Genomic DNA, 13,547 nt, shown 5'->3' with positions numbered 1-13,547 from the left:
AGGCTAATGCCTCTGCCATTGGCAAATGTTTATTAAAGATAACCCCAATGGTACTCAAATCAACTTTTGAACATGGATGGCTATTATCAAAACTACTGAAATTAGATGACAATAAATAGTCTGGCAATTTTTTGAAGACTTTAAACACTTAAAACGGCTGATATCGCAACGAAAAGTAAAGACCATTATCTTGCAGCGTGTTTCCAGGATTATCAACTCCGATCAAGGGAATACCATAATCTAAACGTAAGTTCAAATCACGACTCGGCTGCCAGAGCAAACCTAAACCTAAAGAAGCAATAGTTTGCGGATCTGGATTTGTTTGGCGGTTATTCCAAGCCGTACCAATATCAAAAAAAGGTGCTAGCTGTAAGGTATTAGAGTTAGATGTCAATGGAATCCGAACTTCAGCTGAAGCGGTGATGCCATTATCAGCAACAGACTGATTTTGGCGATATCCCCGCACCGTATCTACTCCCCCAAGACTAAATCTTTCCAGCGATAGCAACAAATCTGGGGTTAATTGTGCATTGACTCGCGTTAGCAGTAAAGTTCGTGGTGATAAGCGCTGCACCCATTGAAATTGTCCTAACCATGCAAAAAATCTACCGTCAGTACCTGAAGAGTTCACCGTAGCATCAAACGCACCAATACCCAGACTAAATTGCGATCGCGCTGCTAAAACTCTAGTGGCATTACGGTCTACCCAATCTTGAGAAAATCGAATTACTGTAACCTTTGATTCGCCATTTTCTGGGCCTTGGGAAAAAGAGAAGGGAATATCATCAAGTAGAAAAGTTTGACTGCGACGTAAATCTAAAGCTAAACCAACAGCGAATTCCGTTTGAGGCGACCTATATAAAGGCTGACGCAACGCTACTGAATAAGTTTGTGTTTCGCTTCTAATATCTAAGTCGCGGAATTCAGGTTCTATGATGCGACTGTCGCCATTATTGACTCTCAGGCTGACAGTTCCATTGAGACTATTCACGGGAACAGTGTAGTTAATATCATATAGATTGAGTCCAGAAGTAATACTATATTCAGCACTGAAGCGATCGCCAAAACCCAACAAGTTATCATGGGCAATAAATACTCCAGCTTCAGTAGAACCAATGCTGGGAGATTGATTATTATCTACAAACACTCCAGCATAAAAGGCGGGTGCTTGGGTAATTTTCACCTGTAAGATATTCTGTCCGGGACTGCTACCCGCAATTAACTCTGCGTTGACTCGTTGAATTAAAGGGTCGAGTTGTAATAGTTGTAGCGCTTCTTCCAAACGTTTCTGGTTTAATGGTGTAGTGGCTGCTCTTTGTAGACGCGAGCGCACATATCCTGGTTGTAAACTAGTTAAACCGCTGATTACAATATCCTCTAGTTCTCCTTCGACTATCTGGATTTGCACCACAGCACCATTTTTGTCGATAATTTGATTACTTGGCAAAAATGCGCCGCTGTTGATGTAACCGTTTTTGATGTATAGTTCTGTGATTTGCGATCGCAGTTGAATCAAGTCTGCAAAAGTTACTTGTTTATTCTCCAGTGAGTGTTTTAATTTAGTAATTTCTTCAATTAAAACAGTATTTCCCAGAACTTCGATTTTTTTGACTAAAAAACTTTCACCCAATGGAAAAGTAGTATCAGGAGGATTTTGAGGAGGAGTCAGGATACGTGGAGGAGATGGTTTGATAGAGGGAGGAGTTGGTGATTGTGTTGGCTTGGGAGTGGTTTGGTCAACCGTGTCTGGTGTCTGAGGGGGAATTGTAACTCCTGCTGGTGGCGTAGACTGAGCTAATGCAGTAAAAGATAGACAAGGTAAAGTAAAAATACAAAAAGTGAAAACTGCAATGTATCTTAGTCCCAGAGACGCAACCATGAAATCTCCAACAATGTTACGATATAAAGTATTATTTATTCTGTGTAAAATTATTTATGCAAATACTATCACCATGAGTGTTGCTAACTAAAAACAATATATTCTTTATACACAATCTTCATCTTGGAAATACAGTCCGCATTCAGAGCATTTACCCTTTTGTTTCTTCAGAAGTATAGCTATTTCTGGTTTAACTTCTGGATGTCTGCCCATTCTCGTACTCCAGTAAACCAAATCTCCATCATAAGGACTGCGTTCTGCTTGCACCTTGATATGTCTCACTATCCGAGTTTTCTCGTGTTTGATGAGATGCTGGATATTGCCCGACTGTTTATTGGTAAAAACCCAATGGTCGTGGTGTTTTAGGTATGCGGGGATAGCCGGGGATTTTCGGAGGTGTTGCTGTAGGGCTAAGGCACTGTGGCAAAGTTCCCACAGGCAGAATCGTCAAAGATGTTGTGCAAAGGTAATGGAAAGGACGAAAGTACCAAACACTTGCCAATCCTTGCTAGATTATTATAAAGCCGTCCTCAACTTCGTGTGTATGACGGGGTTTCTAATCCAATTTTCTGATGACCAATAATATGTAACTATGAACAAAAATCAACATATTTTTTCATGATTTTGATGAATAAAGGTAGTAGCTGGAGATGATGAAACCCCCAAGAAGTTACTACGATGCTGAGTTTGGACAGATGAGGATCGAAGAGAACCGCTGGACTTTAGCACAATGTGCTGTTTTGGGCGATCGCTGTGTACCGATTTGCGTGGATTTTGAACAGGGGCAGATTGGGGAACTTTCATCGCTCCAGCGTGAAGCTATTCAGCAAGCTCTAGCCTTGTCACCCAATGTGTTACGCATCACGGCTCCTGTTGTGCTGCAAAATTATGATGTATATCGTGACATGATTGGAGATGAGTCAATGCCGCCGTTGGTTAATCCCATTCAGGTCTGGGATCAGGTCACTTTCTCATATATCTATGTGCCGCCTCACGTTGAGTATGACCTGCATATTCCTACCTTTGAGTTGATAGCTGAGTGTGACTGGGAGCCAGAACACGGATTAGAAGTGCGCTTTCGCAATGGAGTAGCAGACGATGCAGATCAAATAGGTGAAACAGGACGGTAAAAACTATCTCGTTTGCGATCTGATGCATTTATGATGGTAGCACATTGCAGAAATAACAAGGACGGCTTGATTGTCATGCATAGCATCGTTGTAACTTGCCTCCAAAAATTACCTTGAGCCGAAACATGGCAGTTTCAGACAAAGAACGTCGATGTTTCATTTTGAAGGTGCGCCTTACCTATGGACTGCTGGGAGTTGACCCCCAAAAGGCACGCGATCGCTTAACTCTAGAACGCAAGGTAGAACGAGCGTTTTTTGTGGCAGGGAAGGCGCTTATGGAATTGAGGGACAGACGTACCTGGGGGAGTTGAAGCAGCCGTATTTGACTGCGGTCGAGGAGATGAGGCTATACTTTGGCGATTAGGTGATGAGTAATTTTCGGATGAAGTAAAAAATTCAGTGAACTGTTTTCCAACTTTAGAAACACAACGACTGTTTTTGCGCCAAGAAATACCAGAAGATGCTGGGGCAGTTTTGGCAGTGTTTTGTGATCCAAAAGTAACTCGATTTCATAACCTTGATACCTTTACCAAAATTGAGGAAGCAGTTGTGCTAATTGAGCGCCAGATAAAACGATTTGAAACTGGGCAGGGAATACGATGGGGAATTGCACGTCAGCTTGACAACATCGTAATTGGTTCGTGTGGCTTGACATGGGATAAACAAGCACACTCTGCTGAAATAGGTTACGAACTCAAGAGCGCTTATTGGCGACAAGGGATCATGACAGAAGCATTGCAAGCAATTTTGCAATTTGGATTTTTTGAGTGTGACTTGCAGTTTGTGATTGCCCAAGTCATGTTGAATAATACCGCATCAAAAAAGCTACTGTGCAAATTAGGATTTCAAAGTCAGGGCGTACTTAAACAGCGTGGATTTTGGAAAGGGCAGTATCACGATTTGGAGCAGTTTATACTAACTCAGTATTGTCAGACAAGAGTAAGTGCGACCCCTCACTAGGATACAACGTCAACAACAGCAACAGGCAGTGCAGCAGGCGAGTGGTCAAACCGACTGGTAGAATCGTCAAAGATGTTGTGCAGCCCATAATGGAACGGACTCAAGTACCAAACACCTACCAGATACGAGAGAGAAGTATGCCAAATCTTAGCCAAGGACAATCCCGCACTCAGGGGCAAGGGTGGGTGTTGGGCGATTGTTAGCGTAGTAAATGATTTCAGTTGCACCGTAAAACTTTGGGATGGCGAGTACGCCGTTGGGATGCAGCACCTCAAATCTTACAATTACTTGCCTGCCGAATGTGAGCAGATGCAGTCCTTGAGCGATGGTGCAAGCGCCCACCGTAGGTGATCGCATCATTAGAATATATTCCGATTCGTTGCAAGAGACAGTCAAAAATCTGTTGCAGTCCTTGGGGAAGCTGAATCGACCTTATCTTACTGCTATGGAAGAGAAATTGTTGAATGTTGTGGAGTCCAAATATGGAGATGGAATAATCCCTTGAACACTTTTTCTGACAAAGAATTGAGTAATTGGCTGTGTAGTTGTACCTTTTAGGTAATCACTTTGAGGCGTTGTGAAACAGTGGAAGCGCTCATTGTCAAGTTAACTGGCTTGACAGTGCCACTTCAACAAATTATCCACCATCTATAAATCCAAGTGGGGCTTATGATTAGTCGAGCAAACTCGCAAGCAGTGAAAGTTTTGGAAGTCGCGGACGATCCGCGTCTTTCCAGGGAAGTGAAGGCGTTTTTGAAATTATTGAATTCAGGAAATGGTTCGCCTTTAGAGACATTACCTCCACTCGAAGTGCGTCAAGTGCTAGTGAATGCACAGGCTGCCGTTAAAGTGAATGTTTCAGGCATTGACGAATCTGAGAAGACGATTACCGTTGGCGGTAATCCGATCAAGCTAAACATTGTGCGACCTGAAGGTGTCAAAGGCACATTGCCTGTTTTCATGTTTATTCATGGCGGCGGTTGGGTGCTGGGCGATTATCCAACGCACAAGCGCATGGTTCGCGATCTCGTCGTACTTTCAGGGTTTGTGGCGGTCTTTGTCAACTACACGCGCACGCCAGATGCTCAGTATCCACAAGCGATCAATGAGATATATGCTGCTACCAAATGGGTTGCTGAACACGGTGAAGAGATTAATGTTGATGGCAAAAATCTAGCAGTCGTTGGCAACAGTGTTGGTGGCAACATGACGGCTGTTACCACCTTGATGGCGAAAGCGAAAGGAGGACCACACATTAAGCTGCAAATCATGATGTGGCCAATCGTAGACGCTGATTTTGAAACGGATTCCTACCATCAATTTGGCGAGAAGCGTTTTCTGACTACACCTTTGATGAAGTGGATGTATGATATGTACATCGCTGACCCAGAAAAGCGTAAAGATATTTATGCTTCTCCCCTACAGGCGACGGTTGAGCAATTGAAAGGATTGCCAAGAGCGTTAATTCAGGTTGCAGAAAGCGATATTTTGAGGGATGAAGGCGAAGCCTATGGACGTAAGCTAGATGAAGCAGGGGTAAAAGTAACAACTGTGCGTTACAACGGTATGATTCATGACTTCGGACTGCTGAATGGTTTAGCCGAGATTCCGGCAACCCGTTCTCTTTTTGTTCAGGCCGCCGCTGAACTGAAGAAATATCTACAATAGGAAACTCTCGTTTCTTTTACTGCCAGTTGCGTAAGTCCTGAAACCTACAAGTTTGTGGCAGTTTTGCCTTTCAATGGCTTGTTTTGTCGGGGATATCAATTATTCACTCCAGGTCGCCTGAATATTTCAACTCAGTTAATTTCTGAGATCGCTTGTGCTTAAGCACAAGATAAATTACAGATTTCGGCAATTTGGCATCCAATTATTTGCTGTTGCAGTTTCAATGGAGATATCAACAGCGCGGGATACAGTTAAAGCCCCTGTATAACTTGTTCCGCTCTATGCCAGTTGTAGAAAGAGTGCTGTAGAAACGCTCTACATAATTGATACAGCGCTCAATAGAGTTCAGTTAAGGCTCTACAACTGACTAGAAATGACGCAAAACCAAATAAAACTTCACAAGATGTAGATAGCTGGCACTTCTCTCGGAGTGATTGCTCGTCTGCGACCGCATCAGTCGAGTTTATTCGAGTGCGTTAGAGGAATCAGTGCAGAAGTTTTTGGAGTCGTTGGGGAAGCTGAAGCGGTCTTATTTGACTGCGTTGGAAGAGAAATTGCTGAAGGTTCTGGAGTCGGAAATTAGAGATTAATGTAACAAAGAAGCAATGCCACAATGCTGTAAGTGATTCTACAAAATAAAATTTTGACTAAAAAGCCTTGTTTGGTAACAAGAAATAAAGCATTAGTGAGACCCAAAATCCAGGTTTTTACAAACATCCTGTCTCAATACCTTTTACAGTTTCTTAAAGTACCTGGCAATTGGTAACAACCCGAAACCCAGCTTTTCATAGGTACAACGTGCTGGTGCATGGCCAGGGTCGCCTCCGGTCTCGACCATAGCAACGGACATACCAGCAGCTTTCATCCAATTAAGAGCGAACTCGACCAGAGCGGCTCCAATGCCTTGACGTTGATAATCTGGATCAACAGCAATCATGTAGATTTCTCCCATACTACTCTCTGAATGGAGTTTCACGGCTACAAAGCCCAGGGTTGAATCAGAGTCGATGGCAACCCACACCTTGATGTCTGCTGTAGTACAGACGGACTCGACAGCATTAAGCTGGCTTACATGCCAACCATCAGGATAGAATGAACGGTACACCTCAATATCCATCGCTTTTTGAATCGAATCAAAGACCGGACTCCATGCCCGAAGTGAAAAACTTTTGATGGTATCAAGTTGGCTATCTTCGTATGGTTCAATTCGCATAGAGATATTATGTGGTTATAGTATGTTACATAAACACTACCAGCAAATCTTTTATTTTTTTGGTATAGGGAGTACACTGTGAGAATCGACCACCTCAAGCCGCTCAATTACCTAGAATCGGAATGTTGGCAGATGCAGATGATTAGCGATGGCGCAAGCGCCCACCGTAGGTGATCGCATCAGTAGGCTGCGAGACAATGAAAACTTGGAAGAAGCTGCGCGTGCTGTGCTGAAGCACTTGGGGGAACTGAAGCGACCGTATTTGACGGCTGTGGAAGAGAAACTTTTGGGTTTAATAGGGAAAGAGTACGGTATTGAGAACTGAAACTAATAGATTACTCCTTATTAGTACGATTGCTGAGTCCAAATTTACTTACATACATAATAAAAGTTGTTTGAGCTACTAGGATTCCGAGCGCTGTACCTCCAAGTGCTACCCGACCTTGAAAACTTCCAAGCTCATCAAGCTTTCGGGTTTCAATACTTAGTGGCTTTTGTACATTGAATTGCCATCTTGCTGCTTCTGAGTTAACGATAAAACTCAGAGGTAGACTTAAAATATAGCCAAGAACCGTAAATACTAAAGCTGTAGGAATGGTCAGCTTCAAGTTTTGAAATAGTAATAAGCGCATGGAAAAAATTATCTAACTTTAAAATTTTTACAACTATTTTGATAGTTAGAAATACTACCTGAAGGTTGACATTCATACAGCTTGATTCGCCAAAGCAATACTAGCAATCAACAGATCGGCTCGTCCGATTTTTTACAGTTTGGAGACGGTACGCAATCGGTCAAACTGCTGTGATGCTCTTTGAGTAACTGGCACAATTAACAGTTGATTCAGCAGTTCTTCGGTACGAAATAAAAGCGACTGTGCTTTAAGTAAATCTGTACCTGTTTGAGCTTTTATGAGATAGTCAATACGTCCGCGTAAAACTTCACCTTTGGTAATGATAGTAACACCAACGTCTGAATCATCCACAGACCTCAACCGCTCAACTACAGTTGACTGTCCAGCATAAAGATGAGTCAGAGTGTCGGTATCAAGCAAATACATTAATCAATAGACTCCTCTTCCACTTCAGAGCGTTCCCTATTGTGGTAGATTGTTGCTCTCAATTGTGCCAGAGTATTATCATCTGCTAAAGCGCCTGCCTGTTGAAGAAGAATAGCTCGACCGCTTTTTGAACGTAGCCAATCGTCAATTGCCACTTTTAAAAATCTCCAGTCGGATTCAATTTTGCGACCTGGGATATTCCCAAGGAAAGCTTTGGAACTTTGGATGAGTTAAGACAATTTATCTGGAAGCGTTTGGAGAAATTAAACACATCAATCGTTGCTTCTATTACAGATTGGGATTTTATTCTTGATGCTTTATTTGAATCAGATTTTCGTGAATTGGTATTACAGCACTTTTTGTTTATTTAAACCATACTTTTAGGTTTTCCTTTATGCTTATGCACCTTTGTGTGAGGTAAAAACGTGGTTTATTTACTTAAAAATGGTTGTAAATCAAATTATTAAACAGGAGCATCTTTATCAGCTTATACATCAGAACTCTAAGTGAAACTTTGTTTGAATATAAGGAGTTAAGAATATGTCACAGTTGGACAACACATCGGAGATTAAACTCCCCTCATATCAAGGCGAACGCATCTTAATTGCTAATAAGAATGGGGAAGTAAATTCCAATATCTAAAATCAAGCCAGATCACTGAGATAAATAGTGAGGGCAAATCAAAGTATAAACTCAGATATTAAAAACTTATGATTTTTCATGAAGATGTAATTTTAAATCAACAATTAGCAGAAAGTGGGCAACATTAGTTAACTGACTACAATCCTAAATCTAAAAGTAGTTACAGCCTAATTAAATGCCCTGACTTGAGTTTACACTTCAGCGTCATCGCTTTTATTGCCTAAGTAATTTCATATTTTTTACTATAGCAAGTTGGCATTGAGCCGAGATATCTGCAAGTGCGATTCGTTCTGGAGAAACCCAATATTTGGGTGGATTCCAGTCTAGCTGAACCATGCAACATAACTTTTCACTGTCGAAAAAGGAGAAAGAAAAAATATTTCACACAGAACTAGTCAAATTTGGTGTGAAGTACGACAGAGCGGCAAAAGCAGCCTATATTTTAGCCTCTGGAAAATCGGATGAGCTTTTGACAGAACAAGAGAAGAGATTTGTTATAGAAGTTTGCGAAGAGTGGTCAAAAAATCACAAGCGCTATAAAGAGTTACAGCAGATTGCAGGTTCATAACGTACAGTCAAACGCTGTTTATGGATCTGGCACATACTTTTCACTCATGCGATCGCCTGATAATTTGACAGCCCGTCCGTTTCAATTGTGATTATTTGGATACATCCTGTGAACCAGATGACTCCTGACTTCGGCTTCTGTTGTACTGCCGCTGCTGTTCCTCTCTCAAGCATGGGTTGTAGGACAAGAAGTCGATTCGGCAGTAATCCTCATTAGATGGCCATTCGAGTGGCGACTTCCCTATTATTCTACCAAAATAGGTTTTTTGGTCTTCTCCTGCTCGTCGTCGGGTGTTTTGCGTCGGCACGGGTGTAGGCCATACTTCCTGTCTGTCTGTTGACAACTGCTGCTCCCTTTGTTTCGACTCTGCCCTTGCAGTAGTTGCAAAGATGCAAGAGGCAGTTAATAAGGAAACTGTAGCTAACAAAAAACGATTAAACATAATATTTAAGTCACCCTGCTCATGTCCATGAGAAAATAATTATGATATACCAGCTTCGCTAGCGATCACAAATTTCTGAACCTGATGCAAGCCGCGACCGAGCAATGATCTTGCGCGGTCGCACCCCACTAAACTCTTATAAATCAAGCTTTCTAAGCAATTAAGAAAATTTATTGCTTCCTTTTTTTCTTAACTTATATTCATTATCATCAGTAAATGCCTTATAAATTTACAAAATCATTGATTTACATATATATCTGCGTTTGACAAAAAATCAACCTATTGTAATACACCGTCGCTTCGCCATTTTAATCTTAAGCAATATTTCGCCAACGGTATCCTCGCTACTTTGAACCCGAACTGAAGTATACCTTAATATCTATCGAACTAACGGGACTTAGACAAAAATTAAGCCCAAATAAAGCCCAAACTGGCTTTGTAAGCAGCAAATACGTCACGGTTAAAGGTCAACCAATCGAAAAATCGAAAAGACATAGCTGTTCTAAAAGCATCTATTGCTTCAGTAAAAGTGTTCAAAGGTATATTTGCCCACCTACGTCTTAAACCGCCTGTCATCTGATGCCAAAGAATAAAAGTATAGGCACAGAACACCAAGATAAAATGCCGAATTAGGCTTCTTTTCTCTCGGACTTGATATTCCTTTAGCCCTAACCATCCCTTGGCTTCTCGATAGAAAACTTCCACCCAATTCCGTTGAGAATATGTGTCAACTATCCATTGCGGTGTGACAATTGATGAAGAGATATTCGTAATAAAATAGTCAATTTCAGTGGCATCTGTAAAAGTTGCAGCATTCATGACGATAGCAATATTTCGCTTTCCACTTAGACCAGATATCTCTACTTCTTTAGTTATCACCCATAATGTCTTCGGTTTATCTAAGTTAAGTTGAATTTCTGTAAAAGCCTCTTGGGGTAAACTCTGCGCTCATTCATCTAGTCTAATTGTTTGTTGAATATTATTTTGTTCACTAACAATAACTTTGCGATTTTTAGCTAATCCTCCTAAATACCTAAGTTGACGATTTTCTAACTTTAATAAGAAGGATGTGTTGTTACCATATCCAGAATCTACAATTACTATTCCTGGATGATAACCACGGCTTAAAGTCAAGTCTATTAACTTAATTGCTAATTCTGGTTTTTTCTCACAATTAGGGTCTTGTTTCCCTTGTGGTAGTGAATCAGCGTGCTGGTATAATTCGATATCTAATGGTAAGCTTTTTCGTCCATCATATAGATGTGTTGTTACCACCACTATTCCATTCTCTGTTTTGCCTATTTCTCCGATATACTGCCTCCCCACTCCAGCAGTAAAATTACCACTCTTTCTATGTCCAGAATCATCAATTATTAGGCTAAAGCCTCTACTAATTCTCGTCTGACTACACTTATTCATAATTTCTAACCGACGCTCATTCACCTGTAAACTAGACCAAGGTGCTTCGGTTAAAAAGTGGTGTAAACGGTGATAAGTAACCTCTACAGCGTTAGAAGCCATTTGAAATAGTTTTTTTCTCTCACTTTCACCTAGTAATCCCCCTAAATAGTGTCTAAACTCTCTTTTCTGAGCTTTATGAGTAAACACATCATTAAATCTTTGACACCATCTTTCAAAGCACGGGGGCATGGCTGCGGTAGTGGTTTCTTTCATGAGCTTCTTTCAATGTGAAACCTATGCTAATTAAGCATTATATCCTTTTTAGTCCTTCAGTTTTGTTTAAGTCCCGCTAAAGCGATCAAGGATTTACAGACACGACATTAAAATCTCGATAGAAAACTCGCCAGTTATCTTGAGCGCGTAGCTGTTCCTACACTTGTTCTAAATCCTTACCTTGCCATTTCAGAACAGGTTCTTCTGGGTAGGGATTCAGCCAAGGTAAATTTAATGGATTATCGATTACAATCCCGATATATTCTTCTTTACCCTCTCCATCAAATTCAATACCATCTTCATAGAGTATTGCATCCTGTTGAGGTATTAAGATAGTTTTCTCGTAGCCATTCAGGGGGGTTTTGTTAGCCAGGTTTTCAAGTATTTTTTGTACCGCTCTGTGCTGCACTCCGCAAAGTCGAGACAACCCCCGTTGACTCATTCCCGATTCCCCCGTGCTGGCAACGGTAAAGTATTCAATACCGTCTATTTCTTAACGTAGAATATCAGCAGACATGATTGGCTTGTTCTAAAAGTTTGTAATTGTGGTTAGTTCAAATTTTTAAGAGAGCGTCGAGCAGGTATAAAACCTGTCTAGTCTTGATTCAATGCGCTCTCTATGCGGTTTGAGTCCCCGGAAATTATTGGGGGCTATAGTTGATTAGTCGTCGCTATTTCTTAATAGCTTCCTCGTCTTGTCGCAATTCCTTTTCAAGTCGAGTGGTTGCAATATCTACTTGCTGCTTCCATTCCTGGTATTCTTTTTCTTCCCCGTTTTTTCTAAGTTTTTCTTGGATAGCAATCGACAACAAATTAGTACATCTGCGGGTAACTTCTCTGTATGTGCATAGCAATTCCCAATCGTTGCTATCTAGACAAGCCGTACCATCTTTATGAACATGAACTGTAAGGCTGTCATTTTGATGATTAGCGTAAGTCGCTTTGACGTAATCAACTACTTCTTGCAGAAAGCTGGGGGAGCTAGCCGCCTGATAGAAAAAACTTTATCTTCCTCTCAGGAATCACAGCTAGACTTTCAAGCAATCCGCGATCGCATCCTTACTAAACTCAAGCTAGGTAGGCAGTCCTCAGCAGCTAAAGCGATTGATGCTTTTATCAAAGACCTATGCGATAAATAAACTTTAATATTTAGTAGATGCAGTAATTTGAGCGAGCAGAAAAGATTAATCCGCCCATTGCTACGGTTGTTCAAAGGATATCGAATTCTTGTACTGGCAGACAGAGAATTTCATAGTATAAAACTGGCTCATTGGTTACACAGTAAGGGAATTGACTTTGTGCTGCGTCAAAAACAAGGCACCTATATTCGCCAAGAAAATGAATCATATCAAAGCTTACAATCTTTGGGATTAAATCCTGGTATCTCGTTCTTTCTAAACGGTATTTAATCTACCAAGCAGAAAGGTTTTGGAAAATTCAATTTAGCCGGATATTACAAGCGCAAATATCGTGGCAAGCTAGAGCCTGCGGGCTGGTTTTTACTCACTAACCTTGACAGCCTCAAAGATGCAATTAAAGCATTTAAGTCGCGAAGTGGTATTGAGGTGATGTTCGGTGATTGCAAGACTGGGGGCTATAATCTCGAATCTACTTATGCTGATGGCCAACGCTTGATAGCATTGATTTTATTAATTGCTATTGCCTATACTTGTGCTATTTTAGCTGGTCGTAATTCTCGCTCTTTGGGACTACAAAACTATGTTGGTCGTCTGAAAGAATTAAAGCGATTACACCGCCGACATAGCGCATTTTGGGTCGGTTTGTATGGTCAATTATGGGTAGGCGCAATGGAATTTTGGGCTGATTTAGCCCATGAATTCATGCGTTTAAAGCCTGGTAAACTACCTTATTTTCATCGAGGTTTACGTGCTATGGCTCTTATTCAGTCTGCTTTCTAGCTTCTTTGTCACCCTTTCAGTCTCCATTTTTACCGTCACCACAGCTGTATTACCGTAGAGTTGCACTCGCTGTTGTTGACCTTGGAGTAAAACAAGTTTTTGAATATTAGAGCGATGTGCTTCTAAGTCCGTCTGCTTATCAATTAATTCACCGATATGCGTCGTGAATACAACTTCATCGGCAATCAGTTCTTCTAAGGCTAAAACATCATTTTTAAGCATAGCCTGCCGGAGTCTTTCTTCTAATTGTTCAATCAAAGTGATTTTCATATTGCGGGGAGAATACTTTTAACTATTTTTTCTGCGAAACTTTTCTATATAAATGTTTGAAAACGGCAATTATATAGAACATTTATGCATTAATCCAAACAAAGCTAAGAACTTGATATTACTG

22 protein-coding genes and 1 pseudogene are annotated in these 13,547 nt (G+C 41.0%); 10 read left to right on the top strand and 13 right to left on the bottom strand.

Annotation, left to right across the window (positions count from 1 at the left end):
* Window positions 1-148 precede the first annotated feature (148 nt).
* From HCR01_RS20885 to HCR01_RS20875, 3 genes are all read right to left on the bottom strand, one after another.
* Window positions 149-1,879 carry a ShlB/FhaC/HecB family hemolysin secretion/activation protein gene (locus HCR01_RS20885; protein ID WP_193197988.1) on the bottom strand — a complete coding sequence of 577 codons (1,731 nt, stop codon included), beginning with the start codon at window positions 1,877-1,879 and terminating at the stop codon, window positions 149-151.
* Window positions 1,880-1,984: 105 nt separating this feature from the next.
* Window positions 1,985-2,161: a hypothetical protein gene (locus HCR01_RS20880; RefSeq protein WP_193197987.1), complete on the bottom strand. Its 177-nt coding sequence runs from the start codon at window positions 2,159-2,161 to the stop codon at window positions 1,985-1,987.
* A 49-nt stretch (window positions 2,162-2,210) separates the two neighbouring features.
* Entirely contained in the window at window positions 2,211-2,381 is a 171-nt protein-coding gene (locus HCR01_RS20875) for a hypothetical protein (protein ID WP_193197986.1), read from the bottom strand.
* Between the two features lie 148 nt (window positions 2,382-2,529).
* On the opposite strand from HCR01_RS20875, the gene HCR01_RS20870 reads away from it, so the two are divergent.
* The 3 genes from HCR01_RS20870 (at window position 2,530) to HCR01_RS20860 (ending at window position 3,969) form a co-directional block, all read left to right on the top strand.
* Window positions 2,530-3,009, top strand: coding sequence for a DUF6985 domain-containing protein (locus HCR01_RS20870; protein ID WP_193197985.1), 480 nt, complete (start codon window positions 2,530-2,532; stop codon window positions 3,007-3,009).
* A 125-nt stretch (window positions 3,010-3,134) separates the two neighbouring features.
* Window positions 3,135-3,320, top strand: a complete 186-nt coding sequence (locus HCR01_RS20865) for a hypothetical protein (protein ID WP_193198044.1) — start codon at window positions 3,135-3,137, stop codon at window positions 3,318-3,320.
* 88 nt (window positions 3,321-3,408) lie between these two features.
* On the top strand, window positions 3,409-3,969 hold the full coding sequence (locus tag HCR01_RS20860; protein ID WP_193197984.1) for a GNAT family N-acetyltransferase: 561 nt from the start codon (window positions 3,409-3,411) through the stop codon (window positions 3,967-3,969).
* A 147-nt stretch (window positions 3,970-4,116) separates the two neighbouring features.
* Here the strand turns inward: HCR01_RS20860 and HCR01_RS20855 are convergent, their stop codons facing one another.
* Window positions 4,117-4,329 (bottom strand): hypothetical protein, encoded by a 213-nt coding sequence (locus tag HCR01_RS20855; RefSeq protein ID WP_193197983.1) that lies wholly within the window; start codon window positions 4,327-4,329, stop codon window positions 4,117-4,119.
* 309 nt (window positions 4,330-4,638) lie between these two features.
* Between HCR01_RS20855 and HCR01_RS20850 the strand changes: the two genes are divergently transcribed.
* Together HCR01_RS20850 and HCR01_RS20845 are read left to right on the top strand one after the other, a co-directional pair.
* A complete protein-coding gene (locus tag HCR01_RS20850) occupies window positions 4,639-5,637 on the top strand; it encodes an alpha/beta hydrolase (protein WP_193197982.1) in 999 nt (332 codons plus the stop codon).
* A gap of 430 nt (window positions 5,638-6,067) precedes the next feature.
* A complete protein-coding gene (locus HCR01_RS20845) occupies window positions 6,068-6,220 on the top strand; it encodes a hypothetical protein (RefSeq protein ID WP_193197981.1) in 153 nt (50 codons plus the stop codon).
* Between the two features lie 150 nt (window positions 6,221-6,370).
* Here the strand turns inward: HCR01_RS20845 and HCR01_RS20840 are convergent, their stop codons facing one another.
* Window positions 6,371-6,850, bottom strand: coding sequence for a GNAT family N-acetyltransferase (locus HCR01_RS20840; RefSeq protein WP_193197980.1), 480 nt, complete (start codon window positions 6,848-6,850; stop codon window positions 6,371-6,373).
* A gap of 148 nt (window positions 6,851-6,998) precedes the next feature.
* Here HCR01_RS20840 and HCR01_RS20835 point away from each other — a divergent pair, with 148 nt between their 5' ends.
* A complete protein-coding gene (locus tag HCR01_RS20835; RefSeq protein ID WP_193197979.1) occupies window positions 6,999-7,175 on the top strand; it encodes a hypothetical protein in 177 nt (58 codons plus the stop codon).
* Window positions 7,176-7,185: 10 nt separating this feature from the next.
* On the opposite strand, the gene HCR01_RS20830 is transcribed toward HCR01_RS20835, so the two are convergent.
* The 3 genes from HCR01_RS20830 to HCR01_RS20820 form a co-directional block, all read right to left on the bottom strand.
* Window positions 7,186-7,458 carry a hypothetical protein gene (locus HCR01_RS20830; RefSeq protein WP_193197978.1) on the bottom strand — a complete coding sequence of 91 codons (273 nt, stop codon included), beginning with the start codon at window positions 7,456-7,458 and terminating at the stop codon, window positions 7,186-7,188.
* Window positions 7,459-7,614: 156 nt separating this feature from the next.
* Window positions 7,615-7,908: a type II toxin-antitoxin system VapC family toxin gene (locus HCR01_RS20825; RefSeq protein WP_226889500.1), complete on the bottom strand. Its 294-nt coding sequence runs from the start codon at window positions 7,906-7,908 to the stop codon at window positions 7,615-7,617.
* Window positions 7,908-8,063: a hypothetical protein gene (locus tag HCR01_RS20820; RefSeq protein WP_226889499.1), complete on the bottom strand. Its 156-nt coding sequence runs from the start codon at window positions 8,061-8,063 to the stop codon at window positions 7,908-7,910. Before HCR01_RS20820 ends, HCR01_RS20825 begins: the two co-directional genes overlap by 1 nt.
* A gap of 821 nt (window positions 8,064-8,884) precedes the next feature.
* Here HCR01_RS20820 and HCR01_RS20815 point away from each other — a divergent pair.
* Entirely contained in the window at window positions 8,885-9,118 is a 234-nt protein-coding gene (locus HCR01_RS20815) for a hypothetical protein (RefSeq protein WP_190944368.1), read from the top strand.
* 91 nt (window positions 9,119-9,209) lie between these two features.
* Here HCR01_RS20815 and HCR01_RS20810 read toward each other — a convergent pair whose 3' ends face one another.
* The 4 genes and pseudogenes from HCR01_RS20810 to HCR01_RS20795 all read right to left on the bottom strand — a co-directional run bounded on the left by HCR01_RS20810 (window position 9,210) and on the right by HCR01_RS20795 (window position 12,046).
* The gene (locus HCR01_RS20810) at window positions 9,210-9,560 is read right to left on the bottom strand and encodes a hypothetical protein (RefSeq protein WP_193197977.1); all 351 of its coding nucleotides are present in this window, start codon (window positions 9,558-9,560) and stop codon (window positions 9,210-9,212) included.
* A 408-nt stretch (window positions 9,561-9,968) separates the two neighbouring features.
* Window positions 9,969-11,234 (bottom strand): annotated as a pseudogene (locus HCR01_RS20805) (IS701 family transposase).
* Window positions 11,235-11,391: 157 nt separating this feature from the next.
* On the bottom strand, window positions 11,392-11,676 hold the full coding sequence (locus tag HCR01_RS20800) for a hypothetical protein (protein WP_193197976.1): 285 nt from the start codon (window positions 11,674-11,676) through the stop codon (window positions 11,392-11,394).
* Window positions 11,677-11,905: 229 nt separating this feature from the next.
* The gene (locus tag HCR01_RS20795; protein WP_193197975.1) at window positions 11,906-12,046 is read right to left on the bottom strand and encodes a hypothetical protein; all 141 of its coding nucleotides are present in this window, start codon (window positions 12,044-12,046) and stop codon (window positions 11,906-11,908) included.
* Between the two features lie 111 nt (window positions 12,047-12,157).
* On the opposite strand from HCR01_RS20795, the gene HCR01_RS20790 reads away from it, so the two are divergent.
* From HCR01_RS20790 to HCR01_RS38910, 3 genes are all read left to right on the top strand, one after another.
* Window positions 12,158-12,373 (top strand): hypothetical protein, encoded by a 216-nt coding sequence (locus tag HCR01_RS20790; protein ID WP_193197974.1) that lies wholly within the window; start codon window positions 12,158-12,160, stop codon window positions 12,371-12,373.
* A 27-nt stretch (window positions 12,374-12,400) separates the two neighbouring features.
* A complete protein-coding gene (locus tag HCR01_RS38915) occupies window positions 12,401-12,643 on the top strand; it encodes a transposase (protein WP_226889498.1) in 243 nt (80 codons plus the stop codon).
* A 159-nt stretch (window positions 12,644-12,802) separates the two neighbouring features.
* Window positions 12,803-13,153 carry a hypothetical protein gene (locus HCR01_RS38910; protein WP_226889497.1) on the top strand — a complete coding sequence of 117 codons (351 nt, stop codon included), beginning with the start codon at window positions 12,803-12,805 and terminating at the stop codon, window positions 13,151-13,153.
* Here HCR01_RS38910 and HCR01_RS20780 read toward each other — a convergent pair.
* Window positions 13,118-13,423, bottom strand: coding sequence for a nuclear transport factor 2 family protein (locus HCR01_RS20780; protein ID WP_193197973.1), 306 nt, complete (start codon window positions 13,421-13,423; stop codon window positions 13,118-13,120). The two genes, HCR01_RS38910 and HCR01_RS20780, sit on opposite strands and share 36 nt — an antisense overlap.
* Window positions 13,424-13,547 lie beyond the last annotated feature (124 nt).

This window comes from Nostoc sp. MG11 (genome assembly GCF_014904695.1).
In the GTDB taxonomy this organism is placed as follows: domain Bacteria; phylum Cyanobacteriota; class Cyanobacteriia; order Cyanobacteriales; family Nostocaceae; genus Komarekiella.
Note: the sequence above shows the minus strand (reverse complement) of the source record. Positions and strands in the feature narration are given on the sequence as shown.